Annotated in this window: 15 protein-coding genes and 2 pseudogenes; 5 read left to right on the top strand and 12 right to left on the bottom strand. The window is 56.4% G+C overall.

What is annotated here, in order from left to right:
• Positions 1–156: 156 nt before the first annotated feature.
• The gene (locus AC3WLP_RS26930) at positions 157–891 is read right to left on the bottom strand and encodes a methyl-accepting chemotaxis protein (protein ID WP_404940839.1); all 735 of its coding nucleotides are present in this window, start codon (positions 889–891) and stop codon (positions 157–159) included.
• Positions 892–1029: 138 nt separating this feature from the next.
• Positions 1030–1791, bottom strand: a pseudogene (gene mcpP, locus AC3WLP_RS26935) (methyl-accepting chemotaxis protein McpP); the annotation flags it as partial.
• Positions 1792–2091: 300 nt separating this feature from the next.
• On the opposite strand from mcpP, the gene AC3WLP_RS26940 reads away from it, so the two are divergent.
• Both AC3WLP_RS26940 and AC3WLP_RS26945 read left to right on the top strand, forming a co-directional pair.
• A complete protein-coding gene (locus AC3WLP_RS26940; RefSeq protein WP_088512539.1) occupies positions 2092–2922 on the top strand; it encodes an undecaprenyl-diphosphate phosphatase in 831 nt (276 codons plus the stop codon).
• Positions 2915–3328, top strand: coding sequence for a DUF1294 domain-containing protein (locus AC3WLP_RS26945; protein ID WP_003253909.1), 414 nt, complete (start codon positions 2915–2917; stop codon positions 3326–3328). Before AC3WLP_RS26940 ends, AC3WLP_RS26945 begins: the two co-directional genes overlap by 8 nt.
• A gap of 58 nt (positions 3329–3386) precedes the next feature.
• Here AC3WLP_RS26945 and AC3WLP_RS26950 read toward each other — a convergent pair whose 3' ends face one another.
• The 5 genes and pseudogenes from AC3WLP_RS26950 to AC3WLP_RS26970 all read right to left on the bottom strand — a co-directional run.
• Entirely contained in the window at positions 3387–3746 is a 360-nt protein-coding gene (locus tag AC3WLP_RS26950; protein WP_012052560.1) for an MmcQ/YjbR family DNA-binding protein, read from the bottom strand.
• Complete coding sequence (locus AC3WLP_RS26955) at positions 3739–4656, bottom strand: LysR substrate-binding domain-containing protein (protein WP_088512248.1); 918 nt, start codon at positions 4654–4656, stop codon at positions 3739–3741. The genes AC3WLP_RS26950 and AC3WLP_RS26955 overlap by 8 nt, the downstream gene beginning before the upstream one ends.
• Before the next feature lie 176 nt (positions 4657–4832).
• Complete coding sequence (locus AC3WLP_RS26960; RefSeq protein WP_088512247.1) at positions 4833–5756, bottom strand: LysR substrate-binding domain-containing protein; 924 nt, start codon at positions 5754–5756, stop codon at positions 4833–4835.
• 146 nt (positions 5757–5902) lie between these two features.
• Entirely contained in the window at positions 5903–6175 is a 273-nt protein-coding gene (locus tag AC3WLP_RS26965) for a helix-turn-helix transcriptional regulator (protein ID WP_256596094.1), read from the bottom strand.
• Positions 6176–6184: 9 nt separating this feature from the next.
• Positions 6185–6283 (bottom strand): annotated as a pseudogene (locus AC3WLP_RS26970) (helix-turn-helix domain-containing protein); the annotation flags it as partial.
• Positions 6284–7006: 723 nt separating this feature from the next.
• Here AC3WLP_RS26970 and AC3WLP_RS26975 point away from each other — a divergent pair.
• Positions 7007–7507: a hypothetical protein gene (locus AC3WLP_RS26975; protein WP_088512246.1), complete on the top strand. Its 501-nt coding sequence runs from the start codon at positions 7007–7009 to the stop codon at positions 7505–7507.
• A 125-nt stretch (positions 7508–7632) separates the two neighbouring features.
• Here AC3WLP_RS26975 and AC3WLP_RS26980 read toward each other — a convergent pair whose 3' ends face one another.
• The 5 genes from AC3WLP_RS26980 to AC3WLP_RS27000 all read right to left on the bottom strand — a co-directional run bounded on the left by AC3WLP_RS26980 (position 7633) and on the right by AC3WLP_RS27000 (position 12588).
• The gene (locus tag AC3WLP_RS26980; RefSeq protein ID WP_088512245.1) at positions 7633–8022 is read right to left on the bottom strand and encodes a hypothetical protein; all 390 of its coding nucleotides are present in this window, start codon (positions 8020–8022) and stop codon (positions 7633–7635) included.
• A gap of 13 nt (positions 8023–8035) precedes the next feature.
• Positions 8036–8428, bottom strand: a complete 393-nt coding sequence (locus tag AC3WLP_RS26985) for a hypothetical protein (RefSeq protein ID WP_088512244.1) — start codon at positions 8426–8428, stop codon at positions 8036–8038.
• A 563-nt stretch (positions 8429–8991) separates the two neighbouring features.
• Complete coding sequence (locus tag AC3WLP_RS26990; protein WP_088512243.1) at positions 8992–10488, bottom strand: FRG domain-containing protein; 1497 nt, start codon at positions 10486–10488, stop codon at positions 8992–8994.
• A gap of 172 nt (positions 10489–10660) precedes the next feature.
• Entirely contained in the window at positions 10661–12025 is a 1365-nt protein-coding gene (locus tag AC3WLP_RS26995; RefSeq protein ID WP_085706262.1) for a reverse transcriptase domain-containing protein, read from the bottom strand.
• Positions 12022–12588, bottom strand: a complete 567-nt coding sequence (locus tag AC3WLP_RS27000; RefSeq protein ID WP_088512538.1) for an SLATT domain-containing protein — start codon at positions 12586–12588, stop codon at positions 12022–12024. Before AC3WLP_RS27000 ends, AC3WLP_RS26995 begins: the two co-directional genes overlap by 4 nt.
• A 579-nt stretch (positions 12589–13167) precedes the next feature.
• On the opposite strand from AC3WLP_RS27000, the gene AC3WLP_RS27005 reads away from it, so the two are divergent.
• A complete protein-coding gene (locus AC3WLP_RS27005) occupies positions 13168–14220 on the top strand; it encodes a nucleoid-associated protein (protein WP_088512242.1) in 1053 nt (350 codons plus the stop codon).
• Entirely contained in the window at positions 14189–15721 is a 1533-nt protein-coding gene (locus AC3WLP_RS27010) for a hypothetical protein (RefSeq protein WP_256596093.1), read from the top strand. The genes AC3WLP_RS27005 and AC3WLP_RS27010 overlap by 32 nt, the downstream gene beginning before the upstream one ends.
• The last annotated feature ends 146 nt before the right edge of the window (positions 15722–15867 follow it).

The raw sequence follows: 15867 nt of genomic DNA on the forward strand, positions 1-15867 counted from the left end.
CTACGCGGCCCTTTCGCGACACAAGGCCGCTCCCACTCCAATCACGCCAGCTTTCAGAAATTGAGCAAGACAGAGCTCTCACAGGTGCAGCGCAGGCTTCAAGGTCACGCGATACCTGCAGGAGCAGGCATGCCCGCTCCCACAAAGGGCTTGTTCTCAGACCCGGAACTGCCGCAACAACTGCTCCAGCTCTTCGCTCAACCGCCCCAATGCCACCCCGGCATCGCTGGACTGACGCGCCGCATCGGCGGTCTGCTGCGACAACCCGGCAGTATCCAGCACATTGCGGTTGATCTCTTCGACCACATGCGACTGCTGCAAGGTAGCGCTGGCAATGGAGGCATTCAATGCGGTGAGGTTGTTCAGCACCTGGTTGATGGCGTCCAGGCTGGCGCCGGCCTCGCGGGCTTGTTCGACAGTCTGGCGCGATGCCTCGCTGCTGGTGTCTATGGCCTTGACCGCAGCGTCCGACTGACTCTGCAGGTGCTCGATCATGGTATGAATCTCGGCCGTCGATTGTGCTGTACGCTGGGCCAGCAGGCGCACCTCGTCGGCGACCACGGCAAAGCCTCGGCCTTGCTCGCCAGCCCGTGCAGCCTCGATGGCGGCATTCAGCGCCAGCAGGTTGGTCTGTTCGGCAATGGAACGAATCACGTCCAGCACGCCGCCGATGCGCGTGCTGTGGCCGGCCAGGTCGCGGATTACCTGTACGGCCTCATCGATGGTCAGCGACAGGCGGTCGATCTGCGCCAGGCTGCCGTGGATGGCCTGCTGGCCGTGCGTCACCTGTTGTTGTGCCGTCCGCATTTCTCCGGCGGCCTGTTCAGCGGTCTTGGCCACGTCCTGCACGGCGTAGGTCACCTCATTGACTGCAGTGGCCACCTGGTCCATCTGTAACGATTGCTGGGCACTGCGCTGTTGTGCGGCACCCGCATTGTCACCGACGTGCCCGGCGGACTGGGCCAATGCGTGGGCCGCGCCTTGCAGCTGGCCGACGACACCTTGCAGTTTGCCGTTGAAACGGTTGAAGTGCTCGCCCAGGTGGGTGATCTCGTCGCTGCCATGGGTGTCCAGGCGCCGGGTCAGGTCGCTTTCGCCGCTGGCGATGTTGCCCATCGCCTGTACCGCTTCCTGCAGCGGGCGGGCGATGCTGCGGGCGATCAGCATGACCACCAGCGCCATCAGCAGGGCAATGCCCACACCAACCAGCGAAGCGTCGCGCAACTGGCGAGCGAATTCGGCCTGCACGTCATCGACGTACACGCCCGAACCGATGATCCAGCCCCACGGCTTGAACAACTGAATATACGAGGTCTTGGCTACCGGCTCACTGGCGCCGGGCTTGGGCCAGCGATAGTTGACCGGGCCGGCGTCCTGCTGGCGGGCAAGGGCGACCATTTCGTTGAACACGGCGAAACCATCGGGGTCGCGGATGGCTGAAAGGTCCTGGCCGTCGAGCTTGGGGTTGGCCGGATGCATGATCATCTTCGGCCCCAGGTCGTTGATCCAGAAATAGTCGTCATGGTCGTAGCGCAGCGCGCGCACTACTTGCAGCGCCTGTTGCTGGGCGGCTTCGCGGCTGAGCGTGCCGGCAGCTTCCAGGCCTTGGTAATAGGCCAGCACACCCGCGGCGGTTTGCACCACATGGCGGGTTTTCTCTGCCTTGGCCTGGTACAGGTCGCCATGGATCTGCCGCAGCATCAGCAGGCCCAGTACCACCAGCATAGCCACTGCCACCACAAGGATCAGCCACAGGCGCTGACTGATTGACATCGATCTCAAAGTGTTCATCCATCAGCTCCCGCATTGTTCTTTTTATTAAGGTGCATCGAAGCATGCTTTGCAGCGAGCCCACACTCGACTAATGGCTAAGTGCTATGTTGGTGATAGTCTGCAACGGGCCGGGTAAAGCAATTGCCAAGGGGCTCTATCAGGATTTCGGCCGCGCAAGATGAAACCTTTAACAGGCATGAACTTTTCCGCTGGCGTTGCGCCCAACAGTCGCTGTAAAACAGCCGGGCCGTGTAAGGCAATTTCAAGCAAATCAAGAACAAGGGGCCTGCGACAAGCAGAGCTCCATCCGGGGGAATGATGGATTTTTGGACTGCCTTCCAGGCAATCATCTTAGGCGTGGTCGAAGGGCTGACGGAGTTTCTGCCGATCTCCAGTACCGGTCACCAGATTATCGTCGCCGACCTGATCGGTTTTGGCGGCGAACGGGCCATGGCTTTCAACATCATCATTCAGCTGGCGGCGATCCTGGCGGTGGTGTGGGAGTTTCGCAGCAAGATTTTCGAAGTGGTCTTCGGCCTGACCCACCAGCCCAAGGCGCGCCGCTTCACGGGCAACCTGCTGCTGGCGTTCATGCCGGCGGTGGTCCTGGGTGTGCTGTTCGCCGACCTTATTCACGAATATCTGTTCAACCCCGTCACCGTGGCGGCGGCACTGGTGGTGGGTGGCGTCATCATGCTCTGGACCGAGCGCCGTAAGCACCGTGTGGAGGTGGACCATGTGGACGACATGCGCTGGAGCCATGCGCTGAAAATAGGCTTCATCCAGTGCCTGGCGATGATCCCGGGCACGTCGCGCTCCGGTTCGACCATTATCGGTGGCCTGCTGTTCGGCCTGTCGCGCAAGGCAGCGACCGAGTTCTCGTTCTTCCTGGCAATGCCGACCATGGTCGGTGCGGCGGTATATTCGGGCTACAAATACCGTGACTTGTTCCAGCCCGGCGATCTGCCGGTGTTCGCGCTCGGCTTCGTGACCTCGTTCATCTTCGCCATGATTGCCGTACGGGCGTTGCTCAAGTTCATTGCCAACCATAGCTACGCGGCATTTGCCTGGTATCGCATTGTGTTCGGCCTGTTCATTCTGGCGACCTGGCAGTTCGGTTGGGTCGACTGGTCCACGGCACATGGCTGAGGCGCTGCGTGGGCAACGGGCTGAAGGCGTGCGCAATGTGCGCCTGAAGCTGCTGCTGTTGGGCGTGCTTTGCCTGTTGCCCGGCCTGGGGGCGGCGCGCATGGCCTGGAACGATCAGGCCTGGTGGCCGTTGGCGTTGTACCCGGCCATGAGCCTGATCAGCCTGTTGCTGTATTGGCAGGACAAGCAGCAGGCACGTAACCAGGCCTGGCGTACACCCGAGAAAGTGCTGCATGCCAGCGAGTTGCTCGGTGGTTGGCCGGGGGCGCTGTTGGCGCAGCAGCTGTTTCGGCACAAGACCCGCAAGGTGTCGTTCCAGTTGGTGTGCTGGGGGATTGTGCTGCTGCACCAGGTGTTCTGGGCAGACTGGCTGTTTCTTGACGGGCGTTATCTGCCCCTTGGTTGATGTGCAGTTGTGCCGGCCTCTTTGCGGGTAATGCCGCGAAAGGGCCGGTACAGGTAGATCACATGACCAACCCCACCTGCAACCGCTTGGGCAACCGACGCACGACCAGCTGGTGCGACCGCTGCAACACATCACACAGTTCATCACGCCCCATGGGGTAGGGCGGCGCCATGCTGACCCATCGCGCCCGCGCCAGGTACGGCGCCGGCCGTATCCCGGGGCGATCGCAATAACCCAGAAACAGCTCGTCGGCTACCTTGAACGACAACCCGGCACCCGCCAGGTCTAGCACCGCGAACATCTTGTTTTCTGCCACCGAAAACACTCGGATGCCGCCCCATTTGTAGTCTTCCCGCGCCCCCGGCAGGCTCAGACAAAATGCCGCCACCTGGGCCTCGCTCATCTTCCGTTCAGACATACCGCTCTCCACAAGCCTCGAATGACGCCGCCAGGTGATCGATCCACACCCGGACCGCAGGCAGCAGGCCGCGCCGGTGTGGGTAAACCGCCTGCAGGTAGCCACCCGGCAGCGACCAGTCTGGCAGCAGGCGCACCAGTTCGCCGCGTTCCAGTTCCTCTTCACAGAACATGCTGGGCAGCGCAGTGAACCCCAGCCCGGCACGTACAGCAGCGTTACGTACTACGAAATCATCGATCGCCAAGCGTGGCTCCAGCGCTATTTCCTGCTGCTTGCCATGGGGGCCGAACAGGCGGAAGTGTACCAGCCGGTCCGCTTCGGCTGCGCCCAGCACGGGCAATGATGCCAGCTCGCCCGGTTCGCGAATGTGGTCGGCAAAACCGGGTGCAGCCACCAGTTGCATTTGTGCCTGGCGCAGGCGGCGGGTGACCAGGGCCGGGTCTTCGTCGCCCAGGTCGCGTACGCGCAACGCTACGTCAATGCCTTCGGAAATCAGGTCGACCCGGCGGTTGAGCAATACCATGTCCAGTTGCACCAGCGGGTACTGCTCGAGAAAGCGGCTGATCACATCCGGCAGGAAGGCGTGTGCCAGTGCCACCGGGCAGGAAACCCGCAAACGCCCGCGCGGTTCACTGCTCATGCTGGCCACGGTTTCGTCGGCGGCTTCGGCCTCCAGCAGCATGGCCTGACAATGATGCAAGTAACGTTCACCTACTGCGGTGAGCTTGAGTTGCCGTGTGGTGCGCTGCAACAGGCGTGTGCCCAGGCGCTCTTCGAGCTCGGCGATACGCCGCGACAGGCGCGACTTGGGGATACCCAGCTGGCGCCCGGCGGCGGCGAATCCGCCGGCTTCGACGACGCGCGCGAAGTAGAAGAGGTGACCTGTTTTCCTAGAGAAACCATTGATCAAAACTGATATTTCCTTTATCGATCAACGGGATAGAAGAATTTTGCTTTTGACGAATGATCAAAATCAGGACTTTGATCAGGCTCATTGATTGAGATTAGAATAGCCGAGGAGGAGAGGCTGGTGGAGCTCTCCAAATGCTGAAAGCAACGCATTGGCTAAGGACGCAACATCACCTTTTACAGAGGCCGGTCACCACAGCGATCGAACGCATGTGCCAGGTGATCCAACCAAGCCCTGACAGCCGGCAACACTCCACGCCTGTGCGGGTAGACCGCCTGGAGCCACGAAGGGGCGCAATGCCAATCAGGAAGCATGCGAACAAGCTCTCCGCTGGCCAGTTCGCTCTCACAGTGCATTAACGGCAAAACCGTGAAGCCCAGACCACCCAGCGCCGCTTCCTTACGCATGATGAAGTCTTCGACACCCAAACGGGCAGGCATAGCGATCTCGTACCGCTCGCCGGCCTGGTTGAACAAGCGCATTCTGGCCAGCCGGTCAGAGTCTAAAGCCCCCAGGAAGGGCAGAGCCATGAGTTCTTTGGGGTGACAAACAGGGTGGGCGGCAAGGAAATCCGGAGAAGCCACAACCTCCGTACGAGCCTCACGCAAGCGCTTGGTGACGAGATTTGGCTCTTCATCTTCGGCTTCGCGAACGCGCAGCGCGACATCGATACCTTCATTGATCAAGTCGACTCGGCGATTGACCAATAGCAGATCGAGCTGGACTTGTGGGTACCGGGTGAGGAAATCACGAACCAGTGGATTTAAGAATTGATTCGCCAAACCGACCGGGCTACTCACCCGTAGTGGGCCCCGTGGCTCACTGGTTGCGCTGGCAACCACTTCATCGGCTTGCTCAGCTTCCAAGAGCATTGCCTGGCAGTGGCGCAGGTACCGTTCACCTAAAGCAGTGAGCTGCAACTTGCGTGTTGTGCGTTGAAGGAGGCGAGCGTTGAGCCGCTCCTCCAATTCCGCGATACGGCGGGATAACCTTGACTTTGGGATGCCAAGCAGGCGGCCTGCCGCAGCGAAACCACCAGCCTCCACGACCTTCGCGAAATAGAAGAGGTCATTCAAATTTCGGGGTTCACCAATAGCCACTTTCGGACGACCTTAGGACATAGGGAGCTAGGCATGCAGGGCATGCATTATGCCTGAGTCGTCCTAGGCCTGTATCCGTTCACAATCGGGGTATGAAGGTCAGCCACGCCGCTGGGCTCTGAGTCATGACACTTGTACGCTGAGCTTCACGACTTCTCCAGGCGATTGCTGACGGTTTGCCGTGAAATCCCCAGCCTCCTAGCCACCTCGGCCTGGCTATAGCCTTGATCGACGAGCTCTTTGATTTGCTCTCTCAACTCCCGGGATGCCGCGACATTTGGGTGTGGCGTCTTCGACGGCAGCGCCGGTATCTCGCTGCAGAGCAAACCCGTGGACTCAGGGTCTTTTACAAGGTGATCCAAAACCTGTTGCGGTGTCTGTCCGCGCTCTGCAGCGTAAGCGACCGTCAGCAAGGTCAAAGGATCCACTCCCAGTGCTTTCGCCAGCTCTTGGCTAACGTCTAGCGTCACAGATCGAGCACCCGCTTCGAGACGACTAATGTAGCTAGGGTCGATGGCCTCTGCCAAATCCTGCTGCGATTACTCGCGGCGGGTACGAAGCAATTGCAAGGCTGCGGCAAAGTTTTCCGGACAGTCCACCTCTGGTGTCTAGATCAGATGACCTTTGACTTCCTCCGTCCCTTGATCTGAAGAGCTGACCCTATGGCCTTTGGGCTGTTCCCATAAGAAAAACCTAAAGGTGCGATTCTGACGGGGAGTGGAAAGAAAATCTCTCGAGAGTACCAACACATCAACGTGTAGCACTAATAACGTCCACAGGGCATTTGCGTGACGCTAATACCCGGAGCGCTGTTTCCGAGGAGTGCCAGTAGAGGCCCATGAAGCCTCCGAAAGAGCCTATGAGCAGTTGTGAGAAGTAAGGCGCCATACCCCCTTCGGCTGATCCTTTCTAAGCTAATACGTCCCCCGGTGCAGATTAGCGCCGGTCTAGGGGGCTGATGTCGCCAATCCCGATTCAAGAGCTTCAAGTATCAGTTATCGCCGCTGTCGGGCTGCTGGCCTGCGCAGGGATTTCCCGCAAGCCCGGAGATTCTCGTACCGTTCGCCGTGATATGGCATCTCCCAGCCGGGTGTCAACTACCCTTAGCTTAGGGATACGTCCGAGGCCATCTTTCAGGATGTTTAGCCCACGTGGAGTCACCCGCTTCTGCTTGTAGGGCAGAGGGCATTACCAGCAATCAGCAAGCAGCAACCCACCTCCCCCCAACACTCCATACGAGAGGATAAGCCATGGCAGATGATTCCAGCTCAAACAAACCTAGCGGTACGGCTAATCTGGTGACCCATTACACCCAGTACAGCGATCTTGAGAAAGAGTATGACCCTGATGTCGCAGCAGGCCTGATGAAGAAGGCTTTGGAGCGTCAGGGGCTGCAGCAGAGCGGGGAGGGGGTTAAAGCGTGGGCGGCCATCAACAATGCGATCGTTACTAAGCCGGTAGACCTCGCCCAGGAGGTTGCTCAGGGTAGCGCTAAGGCTGATGCCGTGGTGCAAGGCCTTTTCAGTTCTGAGCCGGCGGCTGTAGATGCGTCAGCGGGTAATCAGTCTCAGATTTCCAGCGAAGAGATGGACACCGACGATTACGATTTTGAAAATTGCGATGCAGAGGCCGATGAAGAGGCTCAAGAAGACCCTCGACCTTCTCTAAGTGAAATTTATAACATGGACAGTGAGGAAGATGCACTAGACGAGGCGTATGACGACATGCTCAAACTCATCGAAAAGCCATAGCGCCATAGTATCTGGAGGCTCCTTCTTGGTGTTACATGTAGTGGAAGTGAATCATTGTCCAGTCTTGCATGTGCATTGCAATCCACTGGTTGGAGCTCATCAATATGAGCCCCAACCAGCCTCCCTCACTTCGAGGCGGAAAGAAATCCATTAGTTATAAAGAATTTTGAAATCAAATCCCTGATGACCTCGCGATTCTCAAACGCCTGCTCGATCGAGTACCCCGCCTTCAGTACCTGATCTACTGCCTGATTTTCCACCTGCCTTACGAAGGCCTTAGTTCTTTCCTTGTCAAGACGCAGCTCCGGTAGTGGTTTCCCAGGATTCTCGTACACGAGTCCTTGCATAATGCCGTAAATGCAACTGCCAAATCCTTGGGCGTAAACGTGGGATGTGGTTCTCAGATGCTTCGCTAGCAGTTCGCTAAAGTAGCTAATGTCATCCTCACCAAGCAAGGCGCGAAGCTGACCAAAATCAACGTGGATGCCAATGTTTGGATCTTGGCACTCAAACATTGACTGGTATTCTTCAATCGTCCGCTTGCAGGGTGACAGCGCAACGTATGATTCTTTGCAATGCTACCGGCTCATCACAGAGCTGATCGGCGGCCTTACTCGCCTCGTCAACGGATGGGAAAAGAGCCGCAGTGATCGGTCGCATGATATGCCAGGCCTCGTTGTCATCCACATTCATCTCGACGCTCAAGAACCCCCGGAAAGCCTTCAGATCTTTCCAGCTCGTGAAGGCTGTGATGGGCTCTTTGGTGATCGAGAGGAAGGCATTGAAGGCATACAGGCTTCCCCATATACCCACCTGGGCACAGGTGGCATCGACCTTATGCTTGACGGTCTCTTCATTCAGCACGCCTAAGCGACGAAGAGTGCTCCTGTCATGAAGCTTGATTTGCGTGAGAGTGATCATTCTGACTGATACCTCGTGTTCACGGTGAGGCGGGCTAGATGTCCGTGGATGAACTCAGGGTAGCATGGGTTTTTGATTGTGCTTCCTGCGCGAAAGTTAAGGTGGGAGGTGCGGTTTTCAATATATCAGTAAATCGTCGATCGTAACTTTTGCTCGTTGGATATTTCTGTGTGGTGTTGAGCAAAGATATAGCTGTATAAGCAAGGTTATTTGTGGGGGTAGATGCCTACGTGGAGAATGGCAAGGTGCCAGTAAGTTTGGCGAGCTTAGTAGGCTATAAAATTGCCGTTAACAGCTTTGGGGCGTAACTCAAGTTTTCCAGCAGGTGGGTCGAATTTCAAAGGAGAGATTATGTTGGCAGGAGTTGCGGCGGTGAAAATATTTTGTGCCAACTTGCCGCTCGGAAGGCGCTTGCTGACTCATTGCAAGCGCCATCCTCGCCTCCCATTTTGAACGCTCAAAACGCCGTCTCTCTGACTGTTGCTTAATCGAGAGCCAGCATCTCACCAACTGCCGAAGCCGAAGCCGAAGCCGATGACTGTCGACTGTCGTTAGTGAATGTGCTATGAAATATTAAGGACAACTAGGTCAGCTGGGTTATACAGCACCAAAGACCGTTTCATGGCTAACTGCGATGGAATGATCTCGCGAGCGAAAATGCTCGATAGCTGACTGAAGTCGAACATCAGGCGAGGGTCGTGAGTTTTACGAAACGCTCCTACTATCGAGAGCACCGATCCCGGGTCTTTAAGACTTGAAATCCATGCCGGATCTAATGCGTTAAACATTTGGCTAGCTGAGCAGTATGCTTTGGAGTACGAATCGCCCTGGTAACCAAATTCGATGTATATGGCGTCCGGGATCCACTCCTGGAATGCCCTGTCAACCTTATAGCCTTCAGGCGAATAACAATCTGGAATTGAGCAAAAGTTAATCAAAGCAGAAATGGCACAGGCGATGTCTTCATTCGTATAGGGGAGATTTCGCATACCGTTCCATGCTTGACGAGCCGTAGATCTCAGCAACGCCTCGTCGACTTCCTCGGGAAGCCCGGTAAAGATCCACTCTACTGCTTGGGCTCGAAGCCCTCGTTGAGTGTTCAGTGCCCCTCTTATCGAATGTTTCACCTGATCGGCAAGACTGGGGGCTGTGGCCCCGTTACGAAGGGGCAAAGGCATATGGCGGCCAACGGTCGAATAAAATTGTTCGTTTGGATTTACTCGCCATGGTTCGAGTGCCTCGTCGCTCCATTGCGCGGTGGGGCTCAGCGGAGCGACGAATGAATCTGAGTCGTAGGTTTCGGGCGTCTCGATATAGATATTGCGGAACAGGCTTTGCTTTCCTTGCTCTTCTGCTATGGCACGGAGCATGGCATGGTTCTCTATGCGTCGCTCATTGAAGAAATACGTGTCGAGTGTTTGCTCCAAGGCGCTCTTGTGTGAAGGGTATATCTGTTCGCGCGATGGGAAGGCTGGAGCACCACTCCAAGGGAATACGATTCTATCCATGTCGTAAATCTGATACCATGGATGATTCGCGAACAAGAAGTGACCGTGCTGTGATTCCAGCCTCCAAAGATTAGGGACGTTAACCGTCACTGGCTCTGCAATAAGTGCTATTCCTTCAACCGAAGGGGGCAGATGACTATAAAATTCTTTAAGGTCTGAAGTATCTAGGCAGTAGATAACGCAATTGCCAGGCTCCTCGGGTGGAGATTGAGTGTCAGATGCAAAGAAGCCTGCAATTGTAGGTTCGGTGCTAAAGTCAATATAGTTCGTAGGGAATCCATAATGCTGAAGCACAGCGAATAGAGAATCGACGTGCTCTTCCTCTGCAAGATAAGCGAGAGCTGGCTGCTCGATCACCCAGTTCGTGAACCTCAGCAGCTTCTCATCAAGCTGAGATTTAGCGACCGGGTCGTGAAGTACTTTGCGCTCCAGCGACGAACTTGGCATCCACTCGCGGAGCTGTCCTCGAAACCAATCGTAGCGTCCTTCGGCTTTGAAACTCTCAGCAAGCGCAACTGCGTCTTCTACGTTCGCTGCTTTAAATACTGTCATCGATGATATCCATATATCAAATTATGCAGTCGATAGTTTGACCGCCTTGCACCTGTTTGTTCACTAAGCCCGTAACCTGAATTATTTGCCGTGGAGCATCAAGCCACTGCGCGGGTGACTGCTAGCCACGGCAAATTCAGAGTAGGAATTGATCTGGGCCCAAACGCCAGCTTCAGGAGGTTTGTGCGATATCTTCCTCCAGCTCCCGCACCGCTTTACTGGCTTTGATCTCAAAGCGGCGTTCGACCTCTGAATCGCTCAATTTTGCCGCTTCTGCGCCAAGCCACATAGCGAGCTTCTCGCGCTTCTGGGGCACCGTGAGAGCGTCAAGGTTTGGAATGTACCCATCGCCTGCCTTCATGCCTCGTTGAAGCTCGTAATAGGTCTTGATCAGCGACTTTGGGTGAATCTCGCCGCCAGGACAGAATCGATCGGTAAGCTTCCTGATGGTGTGATTCACGGAGCGTAGTTGTGCAGTCGTGGTGATCTGCGAGAAGTAGGCTGCCCAGCCGAGCCGCTTGCCCTTGAAAATGCAACCGGTGATCCTGAGGTTGAGCTTCCATTGGCAATAGGCAAGCGCACGCTCTTTATCTGCCATGCTACGGGCGGTCAGCAACTTGTGACGGTAAGCAGTGAAGATCTTGGCCACCGATGCTTCGAATCTCAGGATGCTCTCGTGACGTATCAGTACGTTGCCGCTCTCAATCTGATAACCCAAGAAACTGAAGGGCTCAGTCAGTGGCGCGACTTTGGATTTCGACTCAGGCCCAAAGTCATGAGGGTTGAGCTTCAACCCCTTTAGCTGGGTAATCAGCTCATTCGCTGTTGAGCGTGCCAAGCCTGCGGGCGCGAGGATCAGGATGTCATCCACGTAGCGCTTGTACCAAATGCCCGGCCTTGATCCAAAGGTGGCATCAATGCTTTGCAAGGCAATCTCTGCAAGTACGTTGGAGATTGCCAGGCCCTGCGGTACGCCAATAGTAGGTCGATCAGCACCTTTACCTCCCCTGGATTCAGGCACAGTGGGCGTGGTGAGGGCGCTGCTGATCAGCTTGCGAAGCTCTGGTTTTCTGATCTTTTTCTTTGTTGCCGAGGCTACAAGGTCATGGGGAATGGATGGATAGAACGTTTTCAGATCGATTTTGGCGTATTCAGCGTAAGCGCCTGAGTCGAGGGCTTTTTTCAGCGAGTCGATGACGGTCTGAGGGAGTGTGAGTTTCGCAAGGGGGAACACGTCAGAGAGGCAATTGCAGAGCGCGCGCAGGACGATACGGTCTCGGGCTGTGGGGATGGATATCTGCCTGGGAAGAGATGATGCCCCTTTGAGTATCAGTTTTTCCTTGTAGGCGGTGAAGCGGTACTCACCCTGGTGAACCTTTTCGTGAATGTGGTCGATTTCCGCACTCAGAATCTTGTTGAGGTTAGCCGGGCGCATACGGTCGAGCCCGATTGCACCAGATTGCTTGATTTTCTCGGTGTAGATTTCCAAAAGGTGCTCACGGCTGAAGCGCTTTTTGAAACTCAGGGCCGCGCTCATGGCTTGTTCCAAAACGAGTAAAGCCCGACTACCACAGGCAGTGCATAAAGCATCGTCGTGATCAAAAAGCGCATCGTCAGCCAGAACACTGCATTGAAGTACTCGAAACCCGTTGGAACTCGACTGGTAAGCCCAGTTGCGAACACCCGCGCTATGCGATCGTCGATCTCTCGATGATTTTCGGACTCAGCGAGCAATTCGTTGTAGCGGTTTACCTGCGCAGGTGTGGGCTTCGGGGCGTCAGGTTCAGATGACTCGTTGGGCAAATCACGATGAAGCTTCTGCAGCTCCAGATAATTCGTACGCATCAGCATCGCACGACCTCGGAAATCCCGATTCGCTACCGCGAGTGAGATGCCCAGCAGCGCGACGGATAGAATGGTCGCCATGACATCAGTGTCGGGGCCCAGCACTGTGCTGTGTCGTATGGTTAGCACCCCCAGGGCCGTGCTTAGAATCGCATACCAAACCAGCAAGAGCTGTGAGTGAAAGTCCAGCCACTCTAGGCGTTTATGAGCCTGAATTCGCGCCTTGTAAGTGAACCAGACGTTGTCCTTTTTCACGCACATCTCTCCATAGAAAAGGGGAGAAGGGGTGGGAGGATTTGAGTACCGTTGAACATCCCTAATGGGATCAGCGGGCCGAAGCCCAACAGCCGAAACTGTTTATTATCAGAACCGCCCTCGCTTGCGCGAGAGGAAGAGCCCACCCCTCCGCGAGTGATTCTACCGTGCCAGTATCACGGGTGGAACTGGTTCCACCTAAAGGGCTAAGCATTTTGTGAAATGCCGGATGAAGGGCACGGACTCAGATTCAGCCGCTGAAAACCAGCTAGAGTACAAATGTACTCTTCTGTGTAAGGTCTGACGCCTAGAGAGGGTGTCAAACTGAAATGCAGGCCGGCGTCGCTTCTACGGGATGCTCATGTACTCCTAATCCGGCAAATGCGTCATGCAGCGTGGCGTGCTGGCTGCTGGCCATCCTTTCCGGATATGCTCCGGCCACAGCATCACATCCAGCCCTACGCGGAGGTGGCCATCGGCCCTGCAGGCTGCAATTGATGCGTAATTGTCGCCTGGGCGCATGTCGAGGCGGGTGGTTCCTCTTCCTGGTCAGGAGGGGGCAGATTCCATGGAGATGGCATGAGCTTTTTTTCGGACGAAGAGATTGATTCACTCAAGATCACACGGATGATCTTGCATGTCGTGGGTACCAAAGACTTCGCGGCCATGCCAGAGCGGGCTCTGGAGGAGGAAGCGTTCTTCATCGGCAAGATCGTGGACATGGCCACCGCGCCGGTGTTCATGTTCAAAGCGGTATCGGTGACCCGTAACGAGGTCGAGGCGATCGCAAGTGAGGACACGTCCTTCGTGGCCGGCGCTCAGGCCCTAGCCGCCAGTTTCAACCGTGCGCACGTGGGTGGCAGTGCTGATGGCGTTCTGTTGATGTTCGAGCTGTCGGTGGCAGACCCGGATGTGAAGATCTATAGCCTGATCAAGTACGACTACAAGCTTGCGTTGGAGCAGAATGATGGTGCTCCAGGAAAGAAGCTGCGGCGTATCGTGAATGCCTTGGTGGACGAGAAGAAGGCCATTCAAAAAACGGCGCTGATTCGGGTGATCAGCGGGGTTGCCGACCAGAACATTTCGGCCACCGACCGCACCAAGCAAGGGGTTGATCTTGCCGACTACTTCGCCGATTTCTTGGCTGTGAGCAGGGCAGTTTCGGACACCGAGCTGAGCGAGATCACCCGCAAAGTCCTCAAGGCGGCACTGCAGACCTGCATTGAGCACCTGCCCGGTCAGGATATAGCCAAGGCGCTGCAGCGGGCCCAAGCCAACCTGGGCACTCGCCGGCGCATTGATGAAGAGGCGATCGTTGAGGCAGTGATGCTGGCAGCGGGGCATCCTGAGGATGAGAAAATCGCCAACCGCCTGGAGCGTGAGACGCGTAGTCGTGTCAGGAAAAGCAAGCTGCACGAGCTGAGCTTCAAGCCTGATCGCCGGATCCTCCGACAGCCCTACATGCGCAAGATCGTCACGGCTGAGGGCGTCACGATTCTCTTCCCCGATCGGAAGGAAAACCCCAATGTCCAGGTGATACAGCTCGACGGAGATAAGAAACAAATCATCGTCGACACAGACCGAGTCAAGGAGGACAGCGTTGTCACACCAAAGCCTGGCCAGCCTGCTTAACGAGCTATCGCGCAAGCGTCAGGCGCTAATCACAGAGGGCAACCTGACGCTCATCGTTTCCGACCTATCTGCGGAAACTGCTCGGTCGATCAAGAAAGCCGCTGTCACTGCTGCCTGGTCATTCACGATCTACGACTGCGCGAGCAGCGAAACTGACGTCGATGATGAGGATGAAGATTTTGGGCCGTTTCGCGTTGAGCTGGAGAAGCCACTTCCGGAAGACCATGTCCAGGAACAGGCCCTCTATGTGGCGACGGAAGTAGGCTTCAAGGCGTTCCTGGTCAATGGGCACGCTGCTGCACGTTGGCACCTGCTTGGCCTCACTCAGCCTTTCGTTACCAGAGCGAGGGCATATTGTGGTTGGGGTGAAGAGGGCGACTACACCGAATCACAGGCGACCAAGTCACCCCGCCTCCTGGTGAAAGAATCAGCGACCCTCCGCAAAGTACCGGAGGATGTGCGCCTTTGGTTGCTCGCAGAAGGACATCATCTCGATGAGGCTGATCCTTTACACATGCTCTGGGCAGGTCAGGCATTCGGTGCCCTGAGCCGTTGTTTTGCGAATGAAATCGACACCAGTGGTAGCAAGCTCACCTTCAAGGGGCCGCCCAAGCTAAACCTTGCGATCCCAGAGGCGGTAGAGGGTCATGCTCCCATCTCGCTTAAAGACTTCGAGGTTGTCCAGGAAGCAGCGGCATGGGTGTTCGATAACGCGCGGGAAGCAGAGGTGAAGCACATCCTGTTGTCCGCCGAAATCGCGCGTTCCGGTCGGGCGGACGGGGAGGTACAGGAGTACTTCAGGGAGAACCTGGCCGCTGCCTTGGATTGCGCGAGAATCGCTTATCAGATGGCGGTCTCGGAAATCACCAAGGACACCCTGAAATCCCTGACAGATCTTCGTAAGGCTGTGACGGAGGAAACGTCGAAGGCCACAGACGCGACCCGGCAAGCAATCGCAGCGATCTCCACGGCGCTGACCGTTGGCTTGGGCCTCATCGCCGCGAGGCTCACGTTGCAGATCAACCCGTACCTGATCTCGATCGTCATGGCGGTCGCAGTTGGCTACACGGTACTGAACGTGATGTCGGGCCGTAAGTTCATCAATATCCAGCGAAAGCTTCGTAAGGACTGGCAGCCAAAGCTGTATCGCTTTCTGTCTGAAGCCGAATTCAAGAAGATGGTAGGGGATCCGATTGAGCAAGCCGAAGGGCTCTTCTACAAGGTGAGTTGCCGGGGTATTGCGATGCTTGGGGTCGCGGCCCTGGGTATTTCCATATACGCCTTTACCTACAGCGCCCCTGCACCCTCATCGTCGACGTCTATAGTTCCCCCGCCCCAAGCTCCAGCAGCTCCAACAACCCCACAGCCGTCTGCCAGCGACCCGGCGACTCAGCCTCAGATTAAGTCTCAGCCAGCCCCTACCTCTCAGCCCGAGATTACCCCGCAGCGAGAGCCGGCGCCTCAGCCTGAGATAAGGCCACAGCCTGGGCCTGCCCCGTGACAGCGGACGCCAAGAAGCGATACTTACATCGCTATCTTGGAGGTTGTCATGTACCCAACCACTCGCCGCAATTACACCGATGAGTTCAAGATTCAGGCCGTTGCGCTGGCTGAAACGCTTGGCAGGACGGAAGCTGCTCGCCAGCT

This window comes from Pseudomonas sp. FW305-E2 (assembly GCF_058782925.1).